Origin of the sequence: Nocardia higoensis NBRC 100133, assembly GCF_000308595.1 — a bacterium.
GTDB lineage: Bacteria > Actinomycetota > Actinomycetes > Mycobacteriales > Mycobacteriaceae > Nocardia > Nocardia higoensis.
This window is the reverse complement of record NZ_BAGA01000027.1, coordinates 1-24,206: the sequence shown is the minus strand read 5'-3', so window position 1 is coordinate 24,206 and position 24,206 is coordinate 1. Positions and strand designations below refer to the sequence as shown.

The window sequence follows — 24,206 nt, the reverse complement described above, 5'->3', positions numbered from 1 at the left end:
CCCGATCACGCTGCTGCTGCGCCGCCTGCTCAGCCCCGTCCGCCCGATCACGCTGCTGCTGCGCCGCCTGCTCAGCCCCGTCCGCCCGATCACGCTGCTGCTGCGCCGCCTGCTCAGCAGCGTCCACCTGCCCTTGCCGTACTTGAATCGCATCCGTATCCGCCTGCCGCAAAGGCGCGGGGGCAGGGGTGTCCTGGGTGCCTGCGTGGACCCCACCGGTCCCGTTCCCGTGGCTGTTCGGACCGCCGGCCTGAGCAGTCGCGTTCGCGGTGGGGGTGGGACCGCTGAACAGACCGCGCACCTTGGCGATTCCACCGCTGGCGCTGTACGTCTTGTCCTTGACCCAGAGATTGAACCTGGCCTGATCGGACGTGGGCGGTGTCCATTTGGTGGACAGCCCCCGGACACCGCCGACCATCGCACCGCGCGCGATGCTGCCGGTCCACCCTTGAGCCGAGTTGAGCGAGGAGAGGTCCTGGGTGACGATGGCCGCGCCGAGGGTGCTGAACACATTGCTGACCGCACCGGTCGCACCGCCGATGACCGCGCCGTGGGTGAACATCGCCGCGCGCCACGGGGCATTGCGCATCGCACCGAACCCGGTGACATTGCGCCAGGGGGCGACAGCGTCCACCTTCGGCTTGATGAACTTGTCCGAGCCGCGTCCGAGCACGCGGGCGAATTCGCGTCCGGGAATGGTGGAGACCGCCGCCCCCATCACCGAGGCGCCGAACTCCTTGCCGTTGAAGCCACGCCGCTTGCCGTCGGCTATCTGGCCCACCTGGATGGCGGCATTGATACCGCCTGCGGTGACCACCGACTCGCCGATCTTGATGACGTAGGTCGAGACGCCTTTTGCGCTCGGCGCCGCCAGCTTCCACCCCGGGCCCTTGATGATCGACTTCGCGTCGAGGATCCAGTACCGCGATGTCCGGATACCGGACGCCTTGGCCGACTGGATTGCCGTCTTGCTGGCGAAACCCATCTTCAGTAGCTGTTTCTCGATGACCTTCTGCACGGAGTCCTCGAGCACCCGCAGGACCGACCGGGTGGTGGTGATCGCCGCGGCCTCCGCGGCGGGAGCGGTCGGCGGGAACAGCCAGGCCCACATGATCTCGAGCGCCAGCCAGATCAACGAGATGATGATGTTGAGCTTCGCGGCCTGGAGCTCGGTCCCCATGCCGAAGGTCGTGTCCTCGAGCTGCTTGTACAGATCCGACAAAGCCTGAATCGACTGATCTCCCACCAGGAAGTCGTCGAACAATCCACCGATCTGTTCGGCGCCCGCACCGCCGGTATAGGCGTTCATCGACGCGCTTTTGGCGCTCTCGATCGTCGCGATGACGGTCAGCAGTTCCTTGCTCGCCGTATCCCACGCCCTGGCGACATCCCACATCCGGTCCTCGTCGCCGTCGGGCCAGGAGGCACCGGCGATCCAGCCGAGCCACCGCAGCTCTTCGGGCAGGTAAAGGGTCATCGGACGCCGATTCAGTCGTCCGAAACCAGCGAGCGAGTGACCGAGCCGTCGACCGAACCTGTTGCCTGGGCGTCGAATTCGCGAATGTTTTTCGGCGCGGGAGGGGCGACGGGGATTCTCGACCCGAGGTCGGGTGCGCCCTCGATGATGTCGGACAGCTTGGGCAGCTTCGACTTCCGCTCGCGCAGTGGTGCCATCAGTTCCCGACCGCGGGCGTCGGCCTCACCCGCCGCCTTCTGCACCGCCTCGGTCATCCCCTCGGCGATCTCGTCGTAGGTGAGATCCGCGATGTCGTCGGCGAACTCGGTCCGGATCAACAGGCCGTCGGCGTTCACCGTCACGATGATCCGCTCTTCACAGGCCGTCGCGGTGGCGGTCAGTTTCGATCGCTTCAGCTGGATCTCCGCGATACCGCGCATCTGCTCGTTCAGACCGTCGAGCATCGTCATCATGTCTGCGTGCAGACGCTCGTTGACCATCGCAAACCTCCCGGTTGTATCGGTCAAGAACACCGCACGTCGGTGAATCGGCAGTGGCGCGCAAGGAAACTCGACGAGACGCTTGCCCATCGACAGCGCCGCGCGCACGGCTGCCGGGGCCGTGCCGCCGCACCGGCTGCGACGCGAAAGCCCATGGTGCGCAGACGAATCGACCCGGCCACCTGACAGGTGGCCGGGTCGATTCGGTGACGTGTCGTGTTACGCCGGACGCGGGGTGAGAATGCGCGGGCCGTCCTCGGTGACCGCGACGGTGTGCTCCCAGTGCGCCGCGCGACTGCCGTCGGTGGTGACCACCGTCCAGTCGTCGTCGAGGATCTTGGTGTCGACGGTGCCGAGCGTGAGCATCGGCTCGATGGCGAGCACCGAGCCGACCACCAGCTGCGGCCCCTTGCCGGGGGCGCCTTCGTTGGCCAGGAACGGATCCATGTGCATTTCCCGACCGATGCCGTGACCGCCGTAGCCGTCGACGATGCCGTACGCCCGGCCGTGTTCCTTCTCGGCGGCGCGGGTGCCCAGTTCGATGGCGTGCGAGATGTCGGTGAGGCGGTTGCCGGGCAGCATCGCGGCGATGCCCGCTTCCATCGACAGCCGGGTGGCCTCGCTGAGCAGGCGGTCGGCCTCGATGATGGCGCCGATGCCGAAGGTCCACGCGGAGTCGCCGTGCCAGCCGTCGAGGACGGCGCCGCAGTCGATGGAGACCAGGTCGCCTTCGGTCAGGATCTCCTCGGCGCTGGGGATGCCGTGCACGACGCGGTCGTTGACCGACGCACAGATCGAGGCCGGAAAACCGTGGTAGCCCTTGAACGAGGGCACCGCGCCGGCTTCGCGGATCACCGCCTCGGCGACCTCGTCGAGTTCCTTCGTCGAGACCCCGGGAGCGGCGGCCTCGCGCACGGCGACGAGGGCGCGACCCACCACCGCGCCCGCCGCCGCCATGGCATCGAGCTCGCCGGCGGTGCGGAACGGCACCACCTTCTTGTTCTTCCGGCCGAAGACCACTGGGCTCAGCGCTCCTGTGCTGTCATCAGCGGCCGAGTGCGGCCAGCGCGCGGGCGTTGACCTCTTCGACCTCGCCGACACCGTCGACCGAGACGACCAGACCGGCGTAGTGGTCGAGCAGCGGCTCGGTCTCCTCGCGGTAGACGCGCAGCCGATTGCGGATCACGTCTTCGCTGTCGTCGGCGCGGCCACGGGCGAGCATCCGCTCGACCACGGTGTCCTCGGCCACGACGAAGCACAGGACCGCGTCCAGCTTCTTGTCGATGTCGGCGAGGATCTTCTCCAGCGCGTCGGCCTGATCGACCGTGCGGGGGTAGCCGTCGAGGACGAAGCCGTTGGCGGCGTCGGGCTCGCCGACCCGCGCTTCCACCATGCGGTTGGTCACGTCGCTGGGCACCAGATCGCCGGCGTCCATGTACTTCTTCGCCTCGAGCCCCAGCGGGGTCTGCTGGCCGATGTTCGCGCGGAACAGGTCCCCGGTGGAGATGTGCGGGACGCCCAGCTTTTCCGACAGGAGGACGGCCTGGGTGCCCTTGCCGGCACCGGGCGGACCGAGCAGTACAACTCTCACTTGAGGAACCCTTCGTAATTTCTGTTCATCAACTGGCTTTCGATCTGCTTCACCGTGTCGAGACCGACGCTCACCATGATCAGCACCGCGGTACCGCCGAACGGGAGGTTCTGCACGCCGCCGGAATTGCCGATGTCGAGGAACAGGTTGGGCAGGACGGCGACCAGACCGAGGTAGATCGAGCCGGGCAACGTGATGCGACTCAGCACGTAATTGAGGTAGTCGGCGGTGGGCTTGCCCGGACGGTAACCGGGAATGAAGCCACCGAACTTCTTCATCTCGTCGGCGCGTTCCTCCGGGTTGAAGGTGATCGCCACATAGAAGTAGGTGAAGAAGACGATAAGACCGAAGTAGATCGCGATGTAGACCGGGTTGCCCGGATTCACCAGATACTTCTGGATGATCTCCTGCCACCAGCTGGGATCGGTCGCGGTCTGCGCGCCGGTGAGCTGCGCGATCAGATTCGGCAGGTACAACAGCGAGGATGCGAAGATCACCGGGATGACGCCGGCCTGGTTGACCTTCAGCGGCAGATACGTCGAGGAGCCGCCGTACATCTTGCGGCCGACCACGCGCTTGGCGTACTGCACCGGAATCCGGCGCTGGCCCTGTTCGACGAAGATCACCGCGGCGATGATCACCAGCGCCGCCACGCCGACCAGGGCGAGGGTGATGCCGCCACGGCTGTCGAGGATGGCCTTGCCCTCGGTCGGGATGCGCGCCGCGATACCGGCGAAGATCAGCAGCGACATGCCGTTGCCGACACCGCGCTCGGTGATCTGCTCGCCGAACCACATCACCATCGCGGCACCGGCGGTCATCACCAGGACGATGATGATCATGCCGAAGATGCTGGTATCGGCCAGGATGTCCTGCTGGCAGCCCTGCAGCAGCTGGCCGCGGGCAGCGAGGGCCACCAGGCCGGTCGCTTGCAGAATGGCGAGCGCGATCGACAGATAACGCGTGTACTGCGTCATCTTCGTCTGGCCCGCTTGGCCTTCTTTTCGCAATTCCTCGAAGCGCGGGATGACCACGGTGAGCAATTGGACGATGATGCTCGCGGTGATGTAGGGCATGATGCCGATCGCGAAGACCGACAACTGCAGCAGCGCACCACCGGAGAAGAGATTGATCAGCTGGTAGATACCGGCGTTCTCACCGCCGGAGACCAGGTCGACGCACTCCTGCACGGCCTTGTAGTCGACACCGGGCGAGGGCAGCGAGGCGCCCATCCGGTACAGCGCGACCAACCCCAGCGTGAAGAGAATCTTCCGCCGTAAGTCCGGAGTCCGGAAGGCCGATACGAAGGCGGAAAGCACAGATCCTCCTGGCGCGAACGACATGGTCTGGACATGGGAAGTTTTCGGCACGGTGAATGGCGAAACCCATGGCGAGGCTTGGCAGAACTATTGAACTCTAACAGCGGCACCGGACGAGGTTTCACTCGTCCGGTGCCACCGGTTCAGAGCCTACCGTCAGGCCAGCTCGGTGACAGTGCCACCGGCAGCGGTGATCTTCTCCTTGGCGGAGCCGGTCACCTTGTCGGCGGTCACCTGGACCGCGACGCCGATCTCACCGTCGCCGAGAACCTTCACGAGCTGGTTCTTGCGAACCGCGCCCGCGGCCACCAGCTCGGCCTTGCCGATCTCGCCGCCCTCGGGGAAGAGCTCGGCGATGCGACCGACGTTCACGACCTGGTACTCGGTGCGGAACTTGTTGGTGAAGCCCTTGAGCTTCGGCAGCCGCATGTGCAGCGGCATCTGGCCACCCTCGAAGGCGGCCGGGACATTCTTGCGCGCCTTGGTGCCCTTGGTACCACGGCCCGCGGTCTTGCCCTTGGAGCCCTCACCGCGACCCACACGGGTCTTCTCGGTCTTGGATCCCGGGGCGGGACGCAGGTGATGCAACTTGATGGTCATGTCAGACCTCCTCAACTGTCACGAGGTGGCGCACGACGTTGATCAGCCCACGGTTCTGGGCGTTGTCCTCACGAACCACCGACTTGCGGATGCCCCGCAGGCCGAGGGTACGAAGGCTGTCCCGCTGATTCTGCTTGGCGCCGATCGAACTCTTGATCTGGGTCACCTTGAGATCTGCCATTTACCTGGCACCTCCAGCCGCCTGAGCGCGCGCACGCAGCATGCCCGCAGGAGCGACGTCCTCGAGCGGCAGACCACGGCGGGCCGCCACTTCTTCGGGGCGCTGCAGCTGCTTGAGGGCCGCAACGGTCGCGTGCACGACGTTGATGGCGTTGTCGCTACCGAGCGACTTCGCCAGGATGTCATGGATACCGGCACACTCCAGCACGGCACGAGCCGCGCCACCGGCGATCACACCGGTACCGGGCGAGGCCGGACGCAGCATGACCACACCGGCCGCCGCCTCACCCTGGACCGGGTGGGTGATGGTCGAGCCGATCATGGGGACGCGGAAGAAGCCCTTACGCGCTTCCTCGACGCCCTTCTGGATGGCCGCGGGAACTTCCTTGGCCTTGCCGTAGCCGACGCCGACCAGGCCGTTGCCGTCACCGACGATCACGAGGGCGGTGAAGCTGAAGCGACGACCACCCTTCACGACCTTGGAGACGCGGTTGATCGCGACGACGCGCTCGAGCTGGTTCTTCTCGGCCGCGTTGTCCCGACGGTCGCCGCCACCGCGGCGGTCGCCGCCGCCACGACGGTTGTCGCGGCCGCCCTCGGGGCCACTGGTGTTCTGTCCGGCGGGTCCGTTGCCGCCGTCACGCCGCTGACGTCCCGGCATCAGACGTTCCTTCCGTTCGCAGTCTTCATCATCAGAACTTCAACCCGCCTTCACGAGCGGCATCGGCCAGCGCCGCGATGCGGCCGTGGTAGTCGTGACCACCACGGTCGAACACGACGGCTTCGATGCCGGCAGCCTTGGCGCGGGCCGCGATGAGTTCGCCGACCTTCTTGCCCTTGGCGGTCTTGTCGCCGTCCACCGCGCGCACATCGGCCTCGATCGAGGAGGCGGCGGCGATGGTCCTGCCGACCGAGTCGTCGACCAGCTGAGCGTGCAGGTGCCGCGAGGAGCGGTGCACGATTAGGCGGGGACGCTCGGTGGTGCCCTCCACCTTCTTGCGAAGGCGGAAGTGGCGACGCGCCTTGGACAGGCGACGCTTGGTGGCGACGTCCTTGCCCAGCGGAATGCGCTTGGACTTCTGGTTTTCGGTTTGCGCCATGATCACTTACCCGTCTTTCCGACCTTGCGGCGAACGACCTCGCCCGCGTAGCGGATGCCCTTGCCCTTGTACGGGTCGGGCTTGCGCAGGCCGTGGATGACCGCAGAGATCTGACCGACCTTCTGCTTGTCGATTCCGGACACGGAGAACTTGGTGGGCGACTCCACCGCGAAGGTGATGCCTTCCGGCGCCTCGATCGGGACCGGGTGGCTGTAGCCGAGGGCGAACTCGAGGTTCGACCCCTTGGCCGCCACGCGGTAGCCGACGCCGAAGATCTCCATCTTCTTCTCGTAGCCCTTGGTGACACCCTCGACCATGTTGGCGATCAGGGTGCGGGTCAGGCCGTGCAGCGAGCGGTTGCGACGCTCGTCATTGGGACGGGTGACCTCGAGCTGGCCGTCCTCGCCCTTGGCGACGGTGATCGGCTCGGCGACGACGTGCGACAGAGTGCCCTTGGGCCCCTTGACCGACACGTTCTGGCCGTCGATGGTGATTTCGACGCCCGCCGGAATTGCGATGGGCTTCTTACCAATACGCGACATTAGTCCTGACTCCCTTACCAGACGTAAGCGAGGACTTCGCCGCCCACGCCGCTCTTGGCCGCCTGCTTGTCGGTGAGCAGTCCCTGCGACGTGGAGATGATCGCCACGCCGAGGCCGCCCAGGACCTTGGGCAAGTTGGTGGATTTCGCGTACACACGCAGACCCGGCTTCGACACCCGGCGCACACCGGCGAGGCTGCGCTCGCGGCTGGGGCCGTACTTGAGGTCGACGATGAGCGTCTTGCCCACCTGCGCGTCCTCGGTCCGGTAGTCGGCGATGTAGCCCTCACGCTTGAGGATCTCGGCGATGTTCGCCTTGAGCTTCGAGTGCGGAGCCTTCACCTGATCGTGGTACGCCGAGTTGGCGTTGCGCAGACGGGTAAGGAAGTCTGCGATCGGATCGGTCATGGTCATGGTTCGACCTCGACACCTTTCTCGCTGCGGTTCCCATACAGCACCCGCGCGCTCGCGCACGCGAATGGTGGGCCTACAACAATTCGGCTGGTCCGGCCGGCACGAGCGCCGACCGCTGGGTATGCGCCACGGGCGCTGTCCGCACGCATGCGGACAGATGGGTGCCCAGGCAACCGCTCTAGTGTAGGCAACCCCGCGACCTGGACAAAATCGGGGTCCACCGAGGTCGCGACGGGTCGCCTCGGGCACCCCTTGCGCTCATCGGCTAATCACCTTAGCCTTATAGCTATGGATATTAGCCAGGAAGCGGTGGAGACGATGATTCTGGAGACCCGAGGCGGCCGGCTGGCCTATGACGTGGCGGGTACCGGCCCGCTGTTCGTGCTCGTCCCCGGCATGGGTGAGAACAGATCGACCTTCCGCGCGGTCGCCGACCGGATCGCGGCGGCCGGGTACCGCGTCGCCACCCTGGACATGCGCGGCCACGGCGAGTCGAGCCTCGACTGGGACTCCTACACCCGCGCCGATGTCGCGGCCGACATCCTCACCCTGATCAGGCACCTGGGCGGCCCGGCCGTCGTGGTCGGCCACTCCTTCGCGGGCGGCGCCGCCACCATCGCCGCGGCCGACGCGCCCGAACTGGTCGAAGCCGTCGTGGAGATCGGCCCGTTCACCCGCCGCCAGCAGCCCGACCTGCGCGCCCTGCTGACCCGATCCCGGTACCGCAAGGGCATGCTCCTGCTGGCGGGCGCCGCCGGGCTGCGCAGTGTCGGGCTGTGGAAGCGCTACCTCGACCACGCCACCCCGGGGACGAAGCCCGCCGGTTTCGACGAGCGGCTGGCCGCGGCGGACGCCGATCTGCGCAGGCCGGGCCGGATGGCCGTGTTGAGCAAGTTCGGCGGTTCGGCGCCCACCGACGCGGGCGAGAAGCTGGCCGCCATCCGCTGCCGGGCGCTGATCCTCATGGGCACCCTGGATCCGGACTGGGCGGATCCGAAGGCCGAGGGCGAGGGCATCGTGGCGGAGATGCCCGCCGGGCTCGGCCGCCTGGACATGGTCGAGGGCGCGGGCCACTACCCGCACCTGCAGTTCCCCGAGCGAGTCGCCGCGAGCATCCTCGCCTTCGTCGCGGGTGACGACCGTGGCTAGGGCGGCACTGTCCCCCGACGCGGTGGTCGGCATCGCGCTGGCGATTCTCGACGAGAGCGGCCCCGAGGCGCTGACCCTGTCCTCGGTGGCGGGCAAGGCCGGTGTCGCGACGCCGTCGCTGTACAAACACGTGCGCAATCTCGCCGAGCTGCGCGCCCTGGTCTCGGCCCGCGTCATCGGCGACATCGCCGACCGGGTGGGCGCCGCGCTGCTCGGCCGCTCCGCCGACGACGCCATCCGCGCGCTGATGGCCGCCTGGCGCGACTACGCCCGGCAGTACCCGCACCGCTACGCGGCCGTCGTCCAGAGCCCCGACCCCCTGACCGAGGAAGCGGGTGGTCGCCTCGTCGGAATCGTCACCGCATCCCTGCGCGCCTACGGCCTCACCGACTCCGCGGCCATCCACGCGACCCGCTGCCTGCGCTCGGCCGTGCACGGGTTCGCCATCCTGGAGGCCCAGGGCGGCTTCGGCCTGCCGGAGAAGCTCGACGAGAGCTACGACCTGCTGATCGACATGATGATCGCCGGGCTGCGCGCGCCGCGCTGACCGGAGCCGGGCGGGCCGAGCTCGAGTTCTGATCGGGCGGTGGCCTCACCCTCGACCCGTCCTGCGTTTGCGGCTCAGGTACCGGGCCACGAGAACCGTTGACACGGCGATGAATCCGCACGCGCCGATGATCGTGGCGAGCACGGGGAGCGTGGCGGAGCCGGAAGGCTGCCCCTGGGCTGCGGTGTCGGCCGGGTCCCGCTGTGCCGAGGGGGTATCGCCGGAGTCCGCGCTCTCGCCGAAGACGCCACCGGCGGCCGCGTTCTCGTAGGCCGGTCCCGGTTCGGGCGTGCCGGCCACGGTGAGGTCGATCGTCACCGGGACCGAAGCGCCCTTGCGCAGGCCCGCATTCGATCCGACGTCGACGGCGATGTAATACCAGCCGGCTACCGACTGCCTGCGCTGGTCGAGGCCGCCGTTGCGGTTGTCGTAGCGGATCGGCACCGTGGCGAGCGGATCTCCGGCGGCGGGCAGTACGGACTCGGCGCCGAGGTAGGCCGTGGTGTCCATCTGGATCTCCTCGGCCAGCGGCGAGAACAGTGCCGTGCGGATGTTCGAGGCCTGGTTGCCCTCGACCGCGCCGAATCGGACACGGTAGGCCAGGCCCTGCCCCCAGTCCAGGCGCACCCGGTAGTAGACGATCTCGCCGCGCTGCAGCAGATCGGTGTAGCGGCCGCTGCCGGGCAGTTCGGGGGCGGCCGTGAACGAACCACCGCCGATGACCGGCACGCCGGGGCCGATGGGTTCGACCATCGCCGCCGGTGTGTCGATGCGGGCCGGTCCGGGATCGCGCACCGCCGCCTCGACACCGACGAGCACTTCGAACGGCAGTCGCTGCGGCAGCTTCTCCGAGGTCTTCTTCCAGGTGAAGGCGAAGTAGTACCGGCCGCCGCCACGGCAGCTGTCCCCGTCGCCGCCGGTGCCCGCGACCTGCTCCGCGGCCCCGCGCCACACCTCCACGCTGGTGAGGGCTTCGCCGTCGCTCGCGCCGGTCGCCATCGCGGTGTCGACCTCGCCGCAGTCGTGACCGTCACCGCCGTACACGCGTCGCACGAGGGTGTTCAGATCATCGAGGATGGAGATGCCGGCAACGCGCGGGAAGGGCAGGATGCCGCTGACGTAGGCGGTCGCACCCTGCGGCACATCGACCGCGTAGTACCGGGTTTCGCCCTTGCCGATGGTGTCGAGATACCGACCGGCGCCCAGCACCGGCGCGGACCTGTGGTCGGCTCCACCGGTGACCGGAACGCCGGTCACCTGGTAACTGCGCAGCGCGGCGGCCGTGACCCTGGGAAGCGTCCGCTCCAGGGCGGGACCATCGGCGGCATCGGTGTAGGAGCCACCGGTGACCTCCGCCAGACAGCTCAGCTGCGCGCGCGCCTGCGCATCGACGGCGAATCCGATGGCGTGCACGGTCAGATCCGTTCCGCCGGCTTTCAATTCGCGGGCGACCTCGCAGGGATCGGGCGGCGCGCAGGTGTCCTCGCCGTCGGAGACCAGCACCACCGCACGGGGTCCGGAATCCGGAAGCGCCTCGGCGGCTTTCCGCAACGCCACCCCCACCGGAGTCCAGCCCGAGGCACGGATACCGTCGACCGCACGCACCAGGGCGGCCCGGTCGAGCGGCGCCGGCTCGTGCAGGACCTGCACATCCGAACAACCCGAGGCCTTGTCGGCTTCCTCGTTGCTCGTGCCGGTGCCGTAGGCGGCCAGCCCGACCCTGGACTGCTCGGGCGCGGACTCGACGAACGAGCGCACCGCGTTCTTGGCCGCGTCCATCATCGTGCCGCTCGGATCGGGGCGCAGCATCGAACCCGAGGCATCCAGCACGATCATCGTCGGTGCGTATTGCGACTGTTCCGGGAACGCGGCGACCGGGGCCGCTACCGGCAGCATGCCGAGTATCCCCGCGAATATCACCGATCCCGCCCGGCTGAACTTCGACAACATCTCGGCCCTTCGTCGCGATCGGGTCACCTCCCGGACCCTACGGGCATTATCGGCGAAATCTCCACGGCGCCTGCGTCACCCGGCGTATCCGCGCGCTGCGCCGAGCCGTCACGCCCCGACGGCGCCCTGCCGGCGCTGGAAGCGCCGCTCGAATTCGGTGACGAACAGCGAGGGGGCGATCGAGGACGAGGACTGTTCGAGCGCGCCGTCGTCGGCGATGTAGAAGATCGCGCGGCCGGCCGCGAGTTCGCCGGGCGCGGTCGGCGCGTAGACCATCCAGCCGACGCTGATCCGATCCGCGCGCAGGTCGTCGACCGGGTAGCCCGTGCTGTCGATGCCGCGTTCGGCGATGAACCGGCGGACCTTGGCGAGCGCGTCGTCGTGCGGCATCGGCTCGAGCGGAGTCACGGTCACGCCTGCCATCGTCAGCTGGTAGAACGCGCCGTCGATATCGAAGTCGGCGTCGCTGTTGTCGTCGAAGGCGTCGGCGAGGGTGTCGCGGGTGACCACGCCGACCTCGGCTGCGGCGACCAGCGAGGCCACGGCGTCGCGCTGTCCGCCGGTCGGCTGCTCGGTGACGAGACCGCAGATCAGGTCGACCACGGATTCGGCGGTCCACACGCCGGGAAAGGCGGCGGCCAGCCGGTCCGCGCCCGGCGATTCGCCACAGTGCCAACTGCCCGCTTCCCACCAGTAGCAGAAGGTCAGCAGCCCGTTGCCTGCCCGGGGATTGAGCACCGGATTGGCGACCCATTCCGGTGCGCCCCGATACAGCTGCGGCTCGGTCTCGCCGCGGTTGTAGACGGCGTCGAGTTCTGGGGCGTTCCACACACCGCCGGAGAGCACCGCGCGGCCGCCGGGCAGCGTGTAGACGGTCGCGCCGCTGCGCCCGGCGCCTTCGAAGAAGCCGAGCGAGGGCAGGATGCGCGGACCGCGCTTCGAGCGGATCGCGACGAATGCCGCCGACAGCACCGCCCAGCGCCCCCACATGACCGGCAGTGGGGGAAGGCCGTCGTCGATGCGGGTCGCCCGCACGCCCGCCGCCTGATCGGCGCGCGCCTGTGCGGCCGCGGTCTGGGCAGTGCGCGATTGCCTGCCGTAGTGGCGGATGTAGGCGGCCAGCCATACCGGCAGGCTCGTGCGGGGGTAGGTCTCCAGGTCTGCCGCGTAGACCTCGGGGGCGAAGAGCTGGTCGTCGGGGAACGGCTCGTCGCCGTAGTCGAAGTCGACCTCGATCTCACCGATATCGGTGAGCGTGAGCAACATTCGCCACCACGGGCCGTCGCCTGCCTCGGCGGACAGCCGCCGGTGATCGCGCACCCAGGCGAGCACGTCGGAGCTGGGATGCACCCGCATCGAGCGACCGTGTTCGTCGGAGAAGTACACCCGGACCAGCTCGGTGGTCGTGGTCAGCGTGAACACCGCGTCGACCCTTGCCCAGCCGGACGGGCCGTCGGCGGCCAGGCCGCGCGCGATGCGGTGGCACAGTCGCGTCGCGCGCTCCCCGACGTCGAGTTCTTCCCGCTCGATGGCGAACCCGATATCCGGTTCCTCGTCGTCGTCTTCGACGGTGTCCGCGTCGGCTTCCGTGGCGGGCGAGATCGGCTCGCGATCGTCGTCGGTCGGCCGGCTGTCTGGCGTGCTCACGATCCCGGATCTCTCCTCATCCTGCGTTCGGCGGCAATGCCGCGACGGAAGGGTTGTACCACTGGGCGACCGGTTCCGGCATCAGGTGAACAGGTGAGCACGCCGGTCCGGGTCCGCGGACAGATCCCGGAGAAACACGCCGAGATCCAGCTCCGGCGGCAGGGTGCGGTAGGTCAGCGCGCACAGCACCTCGCCGCCCTCGACGACCGTGAGACTGCTGCGCCGCTGCGGGCCCGCGTGGAGTTCCACCCGCACCGGTCCGTCCAGGTCGAGCACGCGCCCACCGATCCGGACCAGCAAGCGGCCCTCGTGCCGGTACAGCACCACCGGCAGGTCCGCGAGGTCGCCGTACAGCCCGGATTCGGCTCTGGTGCGCGTCGAAGTCGCCTGCAGCGCACCCGTGATCGGATCGAACTCGGCCGACACACCGAATCCGCCGAACGGGAGGACCAGCAGGGTCGACGGCCGTTCCGCCATGGGAGCGCGGTCGCGGTGTGCGTGGCCGTTGTGAGCGCCGTTGTGTCCCCGCGGACCGGCGGGGCCGGGTGTTCCCGGCATCGGCGGCATCGAGCCGTTGCCCGGCGCAGCGCCGGGACCCGGTCCCGGCGTGCCGTCGAATCCCTGGTTCGGATTTCGTGTCCCGGGATGCGCCGAGCCCCGGGCCTGTTCGCCCGAGTAGGGACCGCCGGGATAGCCGGGGAACCGCCCGCTCGGCGAGTGTTCCGCCGGCCACCCACCGGGACCGTCCGGTGGTCGCGGTGGCCAGGTGTCCGGCGATCGGCCGGGACCGCCGGGCGATCGAGGGGCCGGGGAGTCCGGCTGTCCCGGCCCGCCGGGACCGACCGGTGAACGGAAATCCGGCTGTCCCGGCCCACCGGGACCGAGCGGTGAACGGAAATCCGGCTGTCCCGATCCGCCGGGACCGACCGGTGGACCGGGATTCGGCGGCCACGGAGCCGACGGTCGATCGCCCGGAGGATCCGGTCGCGGCGGTGCGTCGGGTGGGCACGAGGGATCCGGGGATTGCGGCGCGGGGGGTTCCGGCGGACAGGCCGGATCCGGTGTCTGTGGCGGGTGCGCGGGCCCCGGCGCACCCGGCGGGCACGGTGCCACCGGAGACGGCGGTGTCGTCGGAGAGGGAGGTGTCGTCGGAGAGGGAGGCGGTGGCTTCCCCGGGTTCGCGGGCGGCCGAGCGGGCCCGTCCGGTTCAGGAGCGACCGGCGGGTCGGCCGGAGGCGGGGTGGGTGGTCGCGGGGGCTCGGGCGCAGGCCACGGTCCCGGGTCGACCGGCCGGAAGGTGTCGATCTCCGGCAGGTCGATGTCCTGCTCGTGCGGCAGATGCGGTATGTGCGAACGCAATTGGGGTCCGGGCAGCCGGGGGTGCGGCGGCACCGACGGTTCGGTGCGATGGTGTGGCGGTTCGTCCGCGCCGTCGTCGACGCGCGGCGGCGCGGACTGCTCGGGCCTCGATGCCGGGCGCGGGAGGTGCGAAGGCATCCCGGGGTCGTCCGCACCCGCGGGCGGTGCGTCATCTCCGTCCGCCGCCGGAAGCCGGGCGTCGCTTCGGCCCGGATCTCCTGGATCGCTCGCGGCCGGAGGGGCCACGGGCGGATCCGTCTCGGGGATGGGGCGGGTCGAGTCGACGACGGTGTCGTCGAAGGGTGGCAGGGAGCGCGTGGCTCCGGGCGAAGCGGGGCGGGCCGGTGGGGTCTGTGCTCCGACGGCGCCCGGGGCGTAGGGGATGCCCGCGCGCCAGTCGGTGAGCGGCGGGCGGTCGGCGTTCCAGTCGTAGCCGAGGCTGATGGCGTGCTGGTTGGCGTCGCGCCAGGTGGCGATCGGGTTCTCCCGCAGAAAATTCGATTCGGCGAGCGCGTCGCGCAGCAGCAGCAGATCCTGCGGCAGGGGGGTGCCTTCGACGAGCCGGTGCCATGCCTCGGCCACATCGGCGAGGGCGTCGAGGGGGCGGCGGACCAGGGTGCCGTCCTCGGGGTCGCGGATCAGGTGCTCGTCGCGCATGAGGTGGTTCTTGATCTGCTCGATCTCGGCGCGGCCGAACTCCGGCTGCCCGGTGCCCAACTGGTCGGCGACCAGAGCGAGCAGCTCCCGGTACTGGTCCGGCCCCAGCCGTCTGCCCGCGATCGCCCGCAGGTCGTCGACCAGTTGTGCGAGGTCGCCGGGATCCGCGTCGGGCACGGCGTCGCCGAGGTCGGCGAGGACCGCGTCGTTGTCGGGGTCGCCGCGCACTTCGAGGTCTCGCACGCGCGCGACGAGGTCGCGGGCGCGGTCCGCGCGGTCCGCGCGCGCCCGATCGGCGAGGTTGTCCGCGATGCGGTCGATGTCGCCGTCGTCCGCGCGGAACCGCGCGTACTCGCCTTCGGCCCATTCCTGCACCCGCGCCCACGCTTCGCGCTGCGCGCGCTGGCGGTCGAGGAATTGCGCGGTCAGATTGCCGTCGTCGGGGATGCGCTCGGCGGCGTTCCACTCTCGCACCATCGGCTGCACGTCGGCGCGCGGGGCGCGGAACCAGGGGTGGCCCTTGAATCCGGGGCGGATCCGGGTGGGGTTCGCGCTGTCGGCGAACCAGGTGAACCCGGAGAGTTTCGCCGTCTCCAGGATGATGCGCATCGCGTGATAGAAGGAATCGGCGAAGGGCAGGCTGTAGGTGTCGATGCCGCCGGTGAGCGGATCGCCCCCGGGGATGGCAGGCAGCAGCCCTTCGTTGATCGCGTTCGGCGGGACGCCTGCTTCCGGGTCGACGAACACGTCGACGACTACCGCCTGGAGCGGGTTCACCGCCCAGCCGCTGACCCCCTCCGGCAGATCGCGCGGGCTGAACTTCTTCGGGACGCCACTGTTGTCGCGGCCCGTGGTCCATTCCGGGCGCGCGGTGTTCACCTCGTGCCACGCGCCGTCGCCGTCGCGCCAGCGGGTCAGGTGCAGACCGGGGCGGCCGTTGCCCGGCGGGGCGAGGAGGAACTCGCGCAGCGGCGACGGCAGATCCGTTGCCCGCCAGTTTCCTTCACGATCGGCGACGATCCGGCGGTACTCGATCGTGGTTTCCGGGCGGACCATCGCCTGGGCGACCGCACTGCTGTTGCGCAGCGCATCCGCCAGCGCCGCATCGTGATCGGCGAACGGCGCGTCCGGGCGGCCGCGCGGACCGACGACGATGATCCGCGGGTTCTCCCCGTCGACCAGGCCGACCCGATCGGTGATACGCCGAGCGCCCGCCTCGGCGAAGATGTCGCGGTCGGCTCCCGCCAGTTCGGCCATCCGGTCCTGCAGCCGGCCGATCTCGATCTCGCCGCGGTTCGTCCGCTCCGCGGCCTCGGCCAGCAGATCCAGGTTCCTGCGATGCGTTTCGGCGCGGTCGGCAGGAATCGTTCGACCGGCGATCTCGTCGAGGGTCTCGGCCAGATGCTCGGGATCCAACCGGCTCGGATCCACGCGCAGCCGGGCGGCGATGTCGTCGCGCATGACCCGCACCGGTTTCCGGCGCAGCACCTGCTCGGCACGCTCGCGGGCCAGTCGTTCCAGCTCGGCCGGGTCGGCGGTGAGCGCGCGCTGGGAGCGGCCGAGTGCGGATTCCAGCGTCGCGAGCCGCCGGTTCACCTCGGTGAGGGCGTCGGCCGCGGCGTTGAACCGCTCCGCGGCGTCCTGCAATCGGAAGATCGCGTTCCGACGCTCGGCGAGTTGATCCCGGCCAACCGCCTCCGGCGTCTGCCTGGCGGCCTCCTCACCGGCGCCCGGGATCTCCCTGGTACCCACCACTCGCTCGAGCAAGCCCTGCAGTGTCGGCTCGAGGCGGTCCGGCCCGAGCGCCCTGTCCGGGTCGCCGAGATCGAGACGCGCGGCGCGGTCGTCGCGTTTGGCCCGCCAGAACTCACGCTCCGAGATGAGCGCCGCCCGGTCGCGCAGCAGGTCGGCATACTCGCCTTCCGGTGATCCCGCGTCGCGATCGGGGCCGGGGGCGTGCGCGTCGTCCGGGCCCGAGGTGTCCTCGGATGTGCGGGCGGCGGCGCGGTGAGCAGTCCGATCGCCGTCGCGCGGCGACCCGCCGGGATCCGCCCCGTGGCCGCCGTCGGCGGGGGCGAGCAGATCGCCGACGGTGATCCGCCCCGCCGCATCGACTTCCACCAGTCGGTAGTCGACGGTGATGCCCTGCTCGGCGAGAGTTCGCCGGAGTTCGGGCGCCAGTACCGCATCCGGGCGCGCCATCGGGGTGGCGACCACCACGCGGCGGCCGTCCGGGGTCAGGCCGACGCCCTCACTGATCATCCTGGCGCCCTCGGCGGCCAGGACATCGCGAGCAGCCAGGATGCCGGCGACGGTCCTGGCGTCGGACTCGGCGTGGATCGCCTCGTTCAGCCGGGTCAGCTCGGCGCGCATCGCGCCGACGGTGCGGACGGTCTCACCCAGCCGCATCTGGGCCTCCCGTAGCTCGTCGAAGTGGCGGACCATCTCCTCCGGCGGCACGTCCGCTCGGTCGCGCAGTCGCTCGGCGCGCGCCGTGTCGGCGGCCAGGCGCTCGTCGGCCGCGCGCGCGATGTCCTGGGCGCTGCGACCGTCGGGGTCGATGCCGAGCCGGCGGGCGTGTCCGGCGACCGCGGTCTCGGCGCGCCTGCGCGCGACGACGGCCTCCCCGATCCGCTCGCCCGCCCGCGTCAGCTCTCGCGCGGCGCGTTCGGAAGTGGGCTCGTGCACCCGCGCCGGCCCCTGCGCGGACCATTGCGTTCGGCTCGGCCTCGTATCCGTGGCCGCTTCGGCGTCGGTGGAGGCTCGGCTCCCGCCCGGCTCCTCGGGCTCGGGCATCGCCGCGACCGGCGGGTCCGCGGGTGGCTTACCCGCCCCGCCCCCATCGTCCGGGCGTCGGTCGATCTCGTCGCCGTCCGTGCTCGGCGAAGCCTCCCGATCGGTCGCCGCCCGCCCGGGATCGTCGTCGGATCGGATCTCGAGATCCGGAATATCGGAATCCGGATCGCGCCGGGCACCTGCCGGCGGAGCGTCCGGCGGACCGGAGGGAGGCCGGGCCGGCGTCGGGGACGGTCCGTCATCGGGATCCGGCGGTCCCCAGGGCAACCCGGCGCGGCGCGCGAGTTCGTCGAAGAACTCCGCGTTGCGGCGGCGTTCCGCGGCGCGCTGTTCGGCCAGTCGGCGGTCCACCTCGGCGAGGGTGTCGTCGAGTTCGCGCCGCAGTCCGTCGAATTCACCGGCGGTCGCGTCGTCGCGCATGCGGGCGACCCAGTCGGCGAGGTCCTCGCGCATCCGCGTGTTCCACGCCTGCTGTTCGGCCACCCGCGTTCGCAGCCAGTCCGAAGGCTCGGCCGGCGCGCGGGGCGCCGGTTCCGGGGAATCGGCGCCCGAACCGGGGCGGGGGTCCGGTCGCGTCGGACCATCGGATTCCGGCGCGGGCGAGATCGGCCGGTCCAGCCCGGCGCGGCGCGCCAGGTCGTCGAAGAACTCCTCGTTGCGGCGGCGTTCCTGCTCACGCAGGTCGGCGAGTTGCCGATCGATCTCGGCGAAGGCGTCGTCGACAGCACGTCGGTGTGCGTCGAACTCGCGGCTGGTCGAGTCGTCGTTCATGCGGGTGACCCAGTCGGCGAGGTCCTCGCGCATCCGTGCGTTCCAGGCCTCCTGCTCGGCCATCCTGGCCCGCATCCAGTCCGAAGGCGCGTCCGGTTCGGCGCCGTCGCGGACGGGGTCGGTCGGTGTGTCGGGGCCGTCCGGCAGCGGTCGCGCGGGTTCCCGGCCGGTGGGCGGGGCCTGCGTGCCGTGCGGAGGCGGCGCGTAGCGGATACCGGCGCGCCAGTCGGTCAGCGGCGGTCGAGCGGCGTTCCAGTCGTAGCCGAGGCTGATGGCGTACTGGTTGGCGTCGCGCCACAGCGCGATCGGATTGTCGATCAGGAAGTTCGCCTCGATGAGAGCGTCCCGCACCAGCAGGATGTCCGACGGCAGCGACTCCCCCGCGATGAGCCGGTTCCATGCCTCGGCCACATCGGCGACGGAGTCGAGTCGCTGCCGCACCAGAATGCCGTCTTCCGCCGCGTGAACCCAGTACTCGTTGCTCATCAGATGTCTCTTGACGAGCGCGATCTCCTCGCTGGTCGGCACCGGCCGGGTGTCGGCGAGCTGATCGGCCACCAACCGGATGATCTCGGCATGATCGGCGGGTTCCATCGGCCTGCCGACCACATCGAGCAGGTCGGCCACCAGCCGCGCCGCGTCCTCCGGGCCCTCGTCGGCGAGGCCTCCGGTGAGTTCGTCGACGATCGCGCCGATCGCGCTCTCGGCGTCCTCCCGGCCTGCGAGTCCGCGCAGCCGGTCGACGAGGGCACGCGCCCGGTCGACGCGATCGGCGGCGGCACGATCGGCCAGGTGATCGGCGATCCGCTGGATGTCGGTGTCGTCGGCGCGGAATCGCTCGTACTCGGCGTCCGCCCAGTCCTGCACTCGCTGCCATGCCTCCTGCGCGGCCCGCTCCCGTTGCAGGAACGGCGCGCTGAGATTGCCGTCGTCGGGAAAGTGCTCGGCGATGGTCCATTCCCGCACCATCGGCTGCACCTCGGGGCGCGGCGAGCGGAACCACGGGTGGCCTCGGAAGCCGGGGCGGATGCGTCCCGGATGCGCGCTGTCGCTGTACCAGGTGAAACCCGACAGCTTCGCGGTCTCGAGGATGACCCGCATCGTGTGATAGAAGGCGTCCGCGAAGGGCAGGGAGTAGGTGGGGACGCCACCGGTGATCGGATCGCCGCCGGGAATCTGCGGCAGGAAGGCGTCGTTCACGGCCCTCGGGTCGACGGCTCCCGACGGGTCGACGAAGACGTCGACCACCGCCGCCTGGATCGGGTTGGTGCCCCAGCCGCTCACGCCCTCGGGCAGTGGCCGCGGCTCGAATGCCTTCGGCACCCTGGTGGTGCTCCGGCCGGTCTCCCAGTCCGGCCGCGAGGTATCGACCTCGCGCCACTGTCCCTCGCCGTCGCGCCATCGGGTCAGATGCACTCCACCGCGGCCGTTCGCGGGCGGCGCGGTGACGAATTCCCGCACCGGCGCGGGCAGGTCCACCGGCCGCCAGTTGCCCTCGCGATCCGACACGATCTGCCGGTACTCGATCCTGGTCTCCGGCCGCACCATCGCCTGCGCTACCGCGGGACTGTGCCGTATCGCATCCGCGAGCGCCGCATCGTGATCGGCGAACGGCGCGTCCGAGCGGCCGCGCGGTCCGATGACGACGATGCGCGGATTCGCACCGTCGACGATGCCCACGCGATCGGTGATCCGGCGCGCGCCCGCCCCGTCGAAGACACTCCGATCGGCTCCGGCGAGTTCGGCCATCCGGTCCTGCAGACGGCCGATCTCGTTGTCCGCGTCGTTGACCCGCAGTGCGGCCTCGGCCAGCAGTTCGAGGTTCCGCGCGCGCAGTTCGACCTGATCCGCGGGCACGGTGCGGCTCGCCGCGTCGTCCAATGTCCTCGCCAGGTCGTGCGGACCCAGGCTGTCCGGTGCCACCCGCAGCCGGGCCACGAGGTCGTCGCGCATCACCCGCCACGGCTTCGACCGCAATACCTGTTCCGCCCGCTCCCGGCCCAGCCGGTCGAGTTCGGCGGCGATCTCTGCTCGCGGCGGCCGGTCCGCACCCGCGCCGCCTGCTTCGAGTTGCGCGATGCGCCGGTCCAGCTCGGTCAGCGCGTCGCTGGCGGCGAGGAAGCGCTCGGCGGCGACCTGCAACCGGAAGATCGCCTGCCTGCGCTGGGCGATCTCCTCCGGCCCCACCGGCTCGGGAACCCGGCGGGCCACGTCCTCACCGGTTCCGGCGATCTCGCGCTCACCGACAACCCGGTCGAGCAGCCCCTGCAGGGTGTGTTCGAGTTCGTCCGGGCCGAGCCTGCGAGCACGGTCCTGTTCGGGGATGTCGAATCGAGAGGCGCGATCGTCGCGCTTGGCGCGCCAGAACTCGCGTTCGGAGGCCAGCGCGGCGCGCTCACGCAGCCGGACGGCGTACTCGTCGTCCGGCGAGGGCTCGGGCCTGGGCGTGACATCACCGGCGTCGTCGCCGGTCCCCGCGGGTTCCCGCGAGGGCTCCGGGCGCGCCGTGTCGTCGGCACGCGCAGCCGGATCGCGCACCGTCCCCGCGTCATCAATGGGCGGGCGCAGGTCGGTCACCGTGATCCGTCCCGCCGAGTCGACTTCCACCAGTCGGTAGTCGACGGACACGCCGCGCTCGGCCAGCGCGGCCCGCACCTCGGGCGGCAGCACGGCGTCCGGGCGCGACAGCGGTGAGGCGACGACGACCCGACTGCCGTCCGGCGCCAGGCCGACGCCCTCACCGACCATCGGCAGGCCCTCGGCGGCCAGCACATCGCGGGCGGCCAGCACACCGGCGATCGTCCTGGCCTCGTTCTCGGCGTGCAGTGCGTCGGTCAGCCGATCCAGGTAGCCTGCGCTGTCGGCCGGCCGGTCCGGCCCCTCCGGCGAACCCGCGGCGCGCTCGTCGACCGCACGCGCGATCTCCCGCGGCGTGCGGCCTTCGGTGTCGATGCCCATCGAGTGCGCGCGGGCGAGCAGGCGCGTCTCGACGAGACGGCGAGCCGCGATCGCATCGCCGATCCGGTCGGCCGCTTCGGTGAGTTCCCGGCGCACGGCGTCCGAGGTCGGTTCGTGCACGCGGGGCGGTCCGTCCGCCGACCAGTCGGCACGCGTCCCGGCTGTGGCGGGCGGGTCGGGAAGCGGTTGCCGCCCTTGCCCGTCCGGGTCGGGGTGGCCGCCCGGTTGCGCCGGCTCCGGTGTGGTGGCGGGCGGTGGCTCACCGGGCGGCTTGCCGGATCCGCCGTCGCCGCCCGGTCGCACGACCTGCTCGTCGTCGCTCGACCCGCCGATCCGGGGAAGGGCGGGTTCCTCGGTGCGCCGGGGGCGGGTGGCCTCGTCGGCCAACGGATGAGCCGCGTCGTCGGGCAGGGCAGTGCCCTCGGCGTCGAAGAGCACGGCCGAGACGCGGCTCAGTTCGGACGGGACATCCGGCGGGAACCCCCGACGCACGCCTACGGTGGGATCGCCGACCTCGACGGTCCGCTCGCCGGTCACCGGGTCGACGTGCAGCCGCATGGTGTACGCGTGCGCGCCGACGCCGTATTCGTCACGGATACCGTGGTATTCGTCGACCACCAGCGCCCATTCGGCCGGGTTGTCCTGGGCCAGTAGCGCGTCGGCGATCGGCTGATGCCGTGGTGTGTCGCTGCCGCCGTCGGAGCGTGGTGCGGGCACGTCGTGCAGAGGGCCGCCCGCGTGCGCCTCCAGTTCCGCGCGCGACATGCCTGCCGGGCCGACCTCGTCGGGAATCCGCAGTGTGACGCTGCCGGTGGCATCGGCGATCTCCGCCAAGGCGAGGGGCACGCACCGGCCTCGGTCGGCGTCGTCGCGCGGTCCCGGGCGATCCGCCTGCGCGGCGTCGGCCGGCTCCGTGGTACTCCGCTCGCCTGCCCCACGATCCGCGCTCGCATCGGCGGGGCGGCTGCTCCGAGCGGTCGCGGGGCTGTCGACGGCCGCCGCCGGAGTGAGCGCGAGCACGCTCTCCGGTGGCAGGTGCGTGGTCGTACCGTCGTTCTCGCCGGACCCGGTGGAGCGCGTCGCGGAATCGGACGGTGGTTCGGCGCCCTCGATTCGCCTGTCCCGCACGGTGTTGTCGCGAGAGTGCGAGCCGGCGGGATTGTCGGCGACGCCGACGCGGCCGGCGAACGGAGCGGGGCGACGAGAGTCGACCTGGCCGCCCGCCCTGTTGTCGGCCACTCCGGCGGCGGCGCGGTCCCCGGCTCGGGCCGCGCCTGCCTGCGCGGCGCCGGATTGCGCCGAACCGGCCGACGTGAGATGCGTGGTCGACGCCGGGCTCGCCGTCGCGCCGCCGACGGTGGACGGTGCGGCCGTGGGCGCCGCGGCCGGAGTGCCCGCGGCGACCGGCGGACTTCCTGCCGCTGGTGCGGACGCTCCGGGCAATCCGGTCGTCAGGGGGTCGGACTGCTGGACGGTACCGGCGTCGATCCCCTCATCCGCGCTGCTGACACCGTTCCGGTCGGCGGCTTCCGAGGACGGGATACCGTCCTGCGCAGCGACCGGATTCGGGTCACGGGCACCGTCCTGCGCAACCACCGAACCCGGATCACGGGCACCGTCCTGCCCAACAACCGAACCCGGATCACGGGCACCGTCCTGCCCAACCACCGAACCCGGATCACGGGCACCGTCCTGCCCAACCACCGAACCCGCATCACGGGCACCGTCCTGCGCAGCGACCGGATCAGGGACCCGGTCGGCGGCGGCACCCGAGTCGGCCGGCAGCCGGGCGTCGGAGTCCGGGCCCTGGGCGGGTGCGCCGGACCGGTCGCTGCCGGTATCCGGCTGGGTCGCGGCGGTATTCGGGTCGGTGGCGGCGGGCCGCTCCTGGGCCGCGGTCCCGGCGTCGCCGTCGGACCGGCGGGCGGGCGCCGAATCGGTGTCCGAACCGGTGGACGTGTCGACCGCAGGGCGGCGATCGGCGGTGGAGTCCGGATCGGAGTGCCCCGGCGCATCCTCGGACGTGCCGGAATCGCCGGTGTCCGTATCGCCGCGGCGGCCCCCAGCTGCGGACCCCTGATCGCCGTCCTGACGACTGCCGCCCGCCCGCGTCTCGGAATCCGCCGAACCCGGATCCGGACCACCACCACGCGCCCCCTGGCCGGGACCGAAACCGTCTGCCCCCGAGCGATTCCCGCCGAAGCCGTCCGCTCCGGCGGGGTCGGCGCCGAGTCGTGGCGGCCCGCCGATGCGCGGGCTCTGATCAGGATCGGGCGTCGGCGCGGGATACCACTCGGGATGTCTGCCGTGGTAGAAGGAGTCCGCCAGGGACCGGCTGCCACCCGAGAGCGCGCCGTTGGAGACACCCGCGGTGAGCATGCGCGGGTCGAATTCGGTGTTCGCGGCGTTCTCCCACGCCTTGTCCCACCCGTCCTGGTAGGCGTCGATGCCGAACTGGGTGGCCACGCTCGCGCCGAAACCGGCCACCGCACCGACCGCGCCCGCGGTGCTGCCGGTCACCGCGCCGCGGGCGAAATCCGGCATGCCGCCGGGTAGTTTGCGTCCGAGCCAGTCGCCGAACGGACTCGCGGCACCGGCGCCCGCGGCGGAACTGACCGCGGTGACCGCCAACTGCTCCCAGTTGAAGTCCGCACGGTGGTCCCGCGCCATC

Annotated in this window: 16 protein-coding genes; 2 read left to right on the top strand and 14 right to left on the bottom strand. The window is 70.8% G+C overall.

All coding sequences use genetic code 11. The features are described 5' to 3' along the window. From ON26_RS03735 to rpsH, 11 genes are all read right to left on the bottom strand, one after another. A partial coding sequence (locus ON26_RS03735) for a WXG100-like domain-containing protein (RefSeq protein WP_040794543.1) occupies window positions 1-1,477 on the bottom strand: 1,477 nt, incomplete at its 3' end. Window positions 1,478-1,488: 11 nt separating this feature from the next. Further along, window positions 1,489-2,064: a YbaB/EbfC family nucleoid-associated protein gene (locus ON26_RS03730; protein WP_157171776.1), complete on the bottom strand. Its 576-nt coding sequence runs from the start codon at window positions 2,062-2,064 to the stop codon at window positions 1,489-1,491. Window positions 2,065-2,175: 111 nt separating this feature from the next. Next, complete coding sequence (map, locus tag ON26_RS03725) at window positions 2,176-2,976, bottom strand: type I methionyl aminopeptidase (protein ID WP_040794542.1); 801 nt, start codon at window positions 2,974-2,976, stop codon at window positions 2,176-2,178. Between the two features lie 25 nt (window positions 2,977-3,001). Further along, window positions 3,002-3,547, bottom strand: coding sequence for an adenylate kinase (locus ON26_RS03720; protein WP_040794541.1), 546 nt, complete (start codon window positions 3,545-3,547; stop codon window positions 3,002-3,004). Next, window positions 3,544-4,866: a preprotein translocase subunit SecY gene (gene secY / locus ON26_RS03715; RefSeq protein ID WP_040794540.1), complete on the bottom strand. Its 1,323-nt coding sequence runs from the start codon at window positions 4,864-4,866 to the stop codon at window positions 3,544-3,546. Before secY ends, ON26_RS03720 begins: the two co-directional genes overlap by 4 nt. Before the next feature lie 156 nt (window positions 4,867-5,022). Beyond that, window positions 5,023-5,466 (bottom strand): 50S ribosomal protein L15, encoded by a 444-nt coding sequence (gene rplO / locus ON26_RS03710; RefSeq protein ID WP_040794539.1) that lies wholly within the window; start codon window positions 5,464-5,466, stop codon window positions 5,023-5,025. A gap of 1 nt (window position 5,467) precedes the next feature. Then, on the bottom strand, window positions 5,468-5,647 hold the full coding sequence (gene rpmD, locus ON26_RS03705; protein ID WP_014349110.1) for a 50S ribosomal protein L30: 180 nt from the start codon (window positions 5,645-5,647) through the stop codon (window positions 5,468-5,470). Continuing rightward, the gene (gene rpsE, locus ON26_RS03700; protein WP_040794538.1) at window positions 5,648-6,307 is read right to left on the bottom strand and encodes a 30S ribosomal protein S5; all 660 of its coding nucleotides are present in this window, start codon (window positions 6,305-6,307) and stop codon (window positions 5,648-5,650) included. Window positions 6,308-6,338: 31 nt separating this feature from the next. Further along, window positions 6,339-6,746, bottom strand: coding sequence for a 50S ribosomal protein L18 (rplR, locus tag ON26_RS03695; protein WP_040794537.1), 408 nt, complete (start codon window positions 6,744-6,746; stop codon window positions 6,339-6,341). A gap of 2 nt (window positions 6,747-6,748) precedes the next feature. Continuing rightward, window positions 6,749-7,288 carry a 50S ribosomal protein L6 gene (rplF, locus tag ON26_RS03690; RefSeq protein WP_040794536.1) on the bottom strand — a complete coding sequence of 180 codons (540 nt, stop codon included), beginning with the start codon at window positions 7,286-7,288 and terminating at the stop codon, window positions 6,749-6,751. 14 nt (window positions 7,289-7,302) lie between these two features. Continuing rightward, window positions 7,303-7,701 carry a 30S ribosomal protein S8 gene (gene rpsH / locus ON26_RS03685; RefSeq protein WP_040794535.1) on the bottom strand — a complete coding sequence of 133 codons (399 nt, stop codon included), beginning with the start codon at window positions 7,699-7,701 and terminating at the stop codon, window positions 7,303-7,305. Between the two features lie 288 nt (window positions 7,702-7,989). Here rpsH and ON26_RS03680 point away from each other — a divergent pair, with 288 nt between their 5' ends. Together ON26_RS03680 and ON26_RS03675 are read left to right on the top strand one after the other, a co-directional pair. Next, entirely contained in the window at window positions 7,990-8,850 is an 861-nt protein-coding gene (locus tag ON26_RS03680; RefSeq protein ID WP_218000540.1) for an alpha/beta fold hydrolase, read from the top strand. Beyond that, window positions 8,843-9,397 (top strand): TetR/AcrR family transcriptional regulator, encoded by a 555-nt coding sequence (locus tag ON26_RS03675; protein ID WP_040794546.1) that lies wholly within the window; start codon window positions 8,843-8,845, stop codon window positions 9,395-9,397. Before ON26_RS03680 ends, ON26_RS03675 begins: the two co-directional genes overlap by 8 nt. Window positions 9,398-9,442: 45 nt before the next feature. On the opposite strand, the gene ON26_RS03670 is transcribed toward ON26_RS03675, so the two are convergent. The 3 genes from ON26_RS03670 to ON26_RS03660 all read right to left on the bottom strand — a co-directional run bounded on the left by ON26_RS03670 (window position 9,443) and on the right by ON26_RS03660 (window position 24,166). After that, a complete protein-coding gene (locus ON26_RS03670) occupies window positions 9,443-11,374 on the bottom strand; it encodes a vWA domain-containing protein (protein ID WP_245545706.1) in 1,932 nt (643 codons plus the stop codon). An 81-nt stretch (window positions 11,375-11,455) separates the two neighbouring features. Beyond that, window positions 11,456-12,994: a hypothetical protein gene (locus ON26_RS03665; protein WP_245545705.1), complete on the bottom strand. Its 1,539-nt coding sequence runs from the start codon at window positions 12,992-12,994 to the stop codon at window positions 11,456-11,458. Window positions 12,995-13,075: 81 nt separating this feature from the next. Continuing rightward, a complete protein-coding gene (locus ON26_RS03660; RefSeq protein WP_218000539.1) occupies window positions 13,076-24,166 on the bottom strand; it encodes a hypothetical protein in 11,091 nt (3,696 codons plus the stop codon). Between the last annotated feature and the right edge of the window lie 40 nt (window positions 24,167-24,206).

What these genes read in the sequence shown, in the direction of transcription:
- rplO (WP_040794539.1), bottom strand. Translation starts at nt 5,466, where the DNA reads ATGACCATCAAGTTGCATCACCTGCGTCCCGCCCCGGGATCCAAGACC.
- rpmD (WP_014349110.1), bottom strand. Translation starts at nt 5,647, where the DNA reads ATGGCAGATCTCAAGGTGACCCAGATCAAGAGTTCGATCGGCGCCAAG.
- rpsE (WP_040794538.1), bottom strand. Translation starts at nt 6,307, where the DNA reads ATGCCGGGACGTCAGCGGCGTGACGGCGGCAACGGACCCGCCGGACAG.
- rplR (WP_040794537.1), bottom strand. Translation starts at nt 6,746, where the DNA reads ATGGCGCAAACCGAAAACCAGAAGTCCAAGCGCATTCCGCTGGGCAAG.
- rplF (WP_040794536.1), bottom strand. Translation starts at nt 7,288, where the DNA reads ATGTCGCGTATTGGTAAGAAGCCCATCGCAATTCCGGCGGGCGTCGAA.
- rpsH (WP_040794535.1), bottom strand. Translation starts at nt 7,701, where the DNA reads ATGACCATGACCGATCCGATCGCAGACTTCCTTACCCGTCTGCGCAAC.
- ON26_RS03680 (WP_218000540.1), top strand. Translation starts at nt 7,990, where the DNA reads ATGGATATTAGCCAGGAAGCGGTGGAGACGATGATTCTGGAGACCCGA.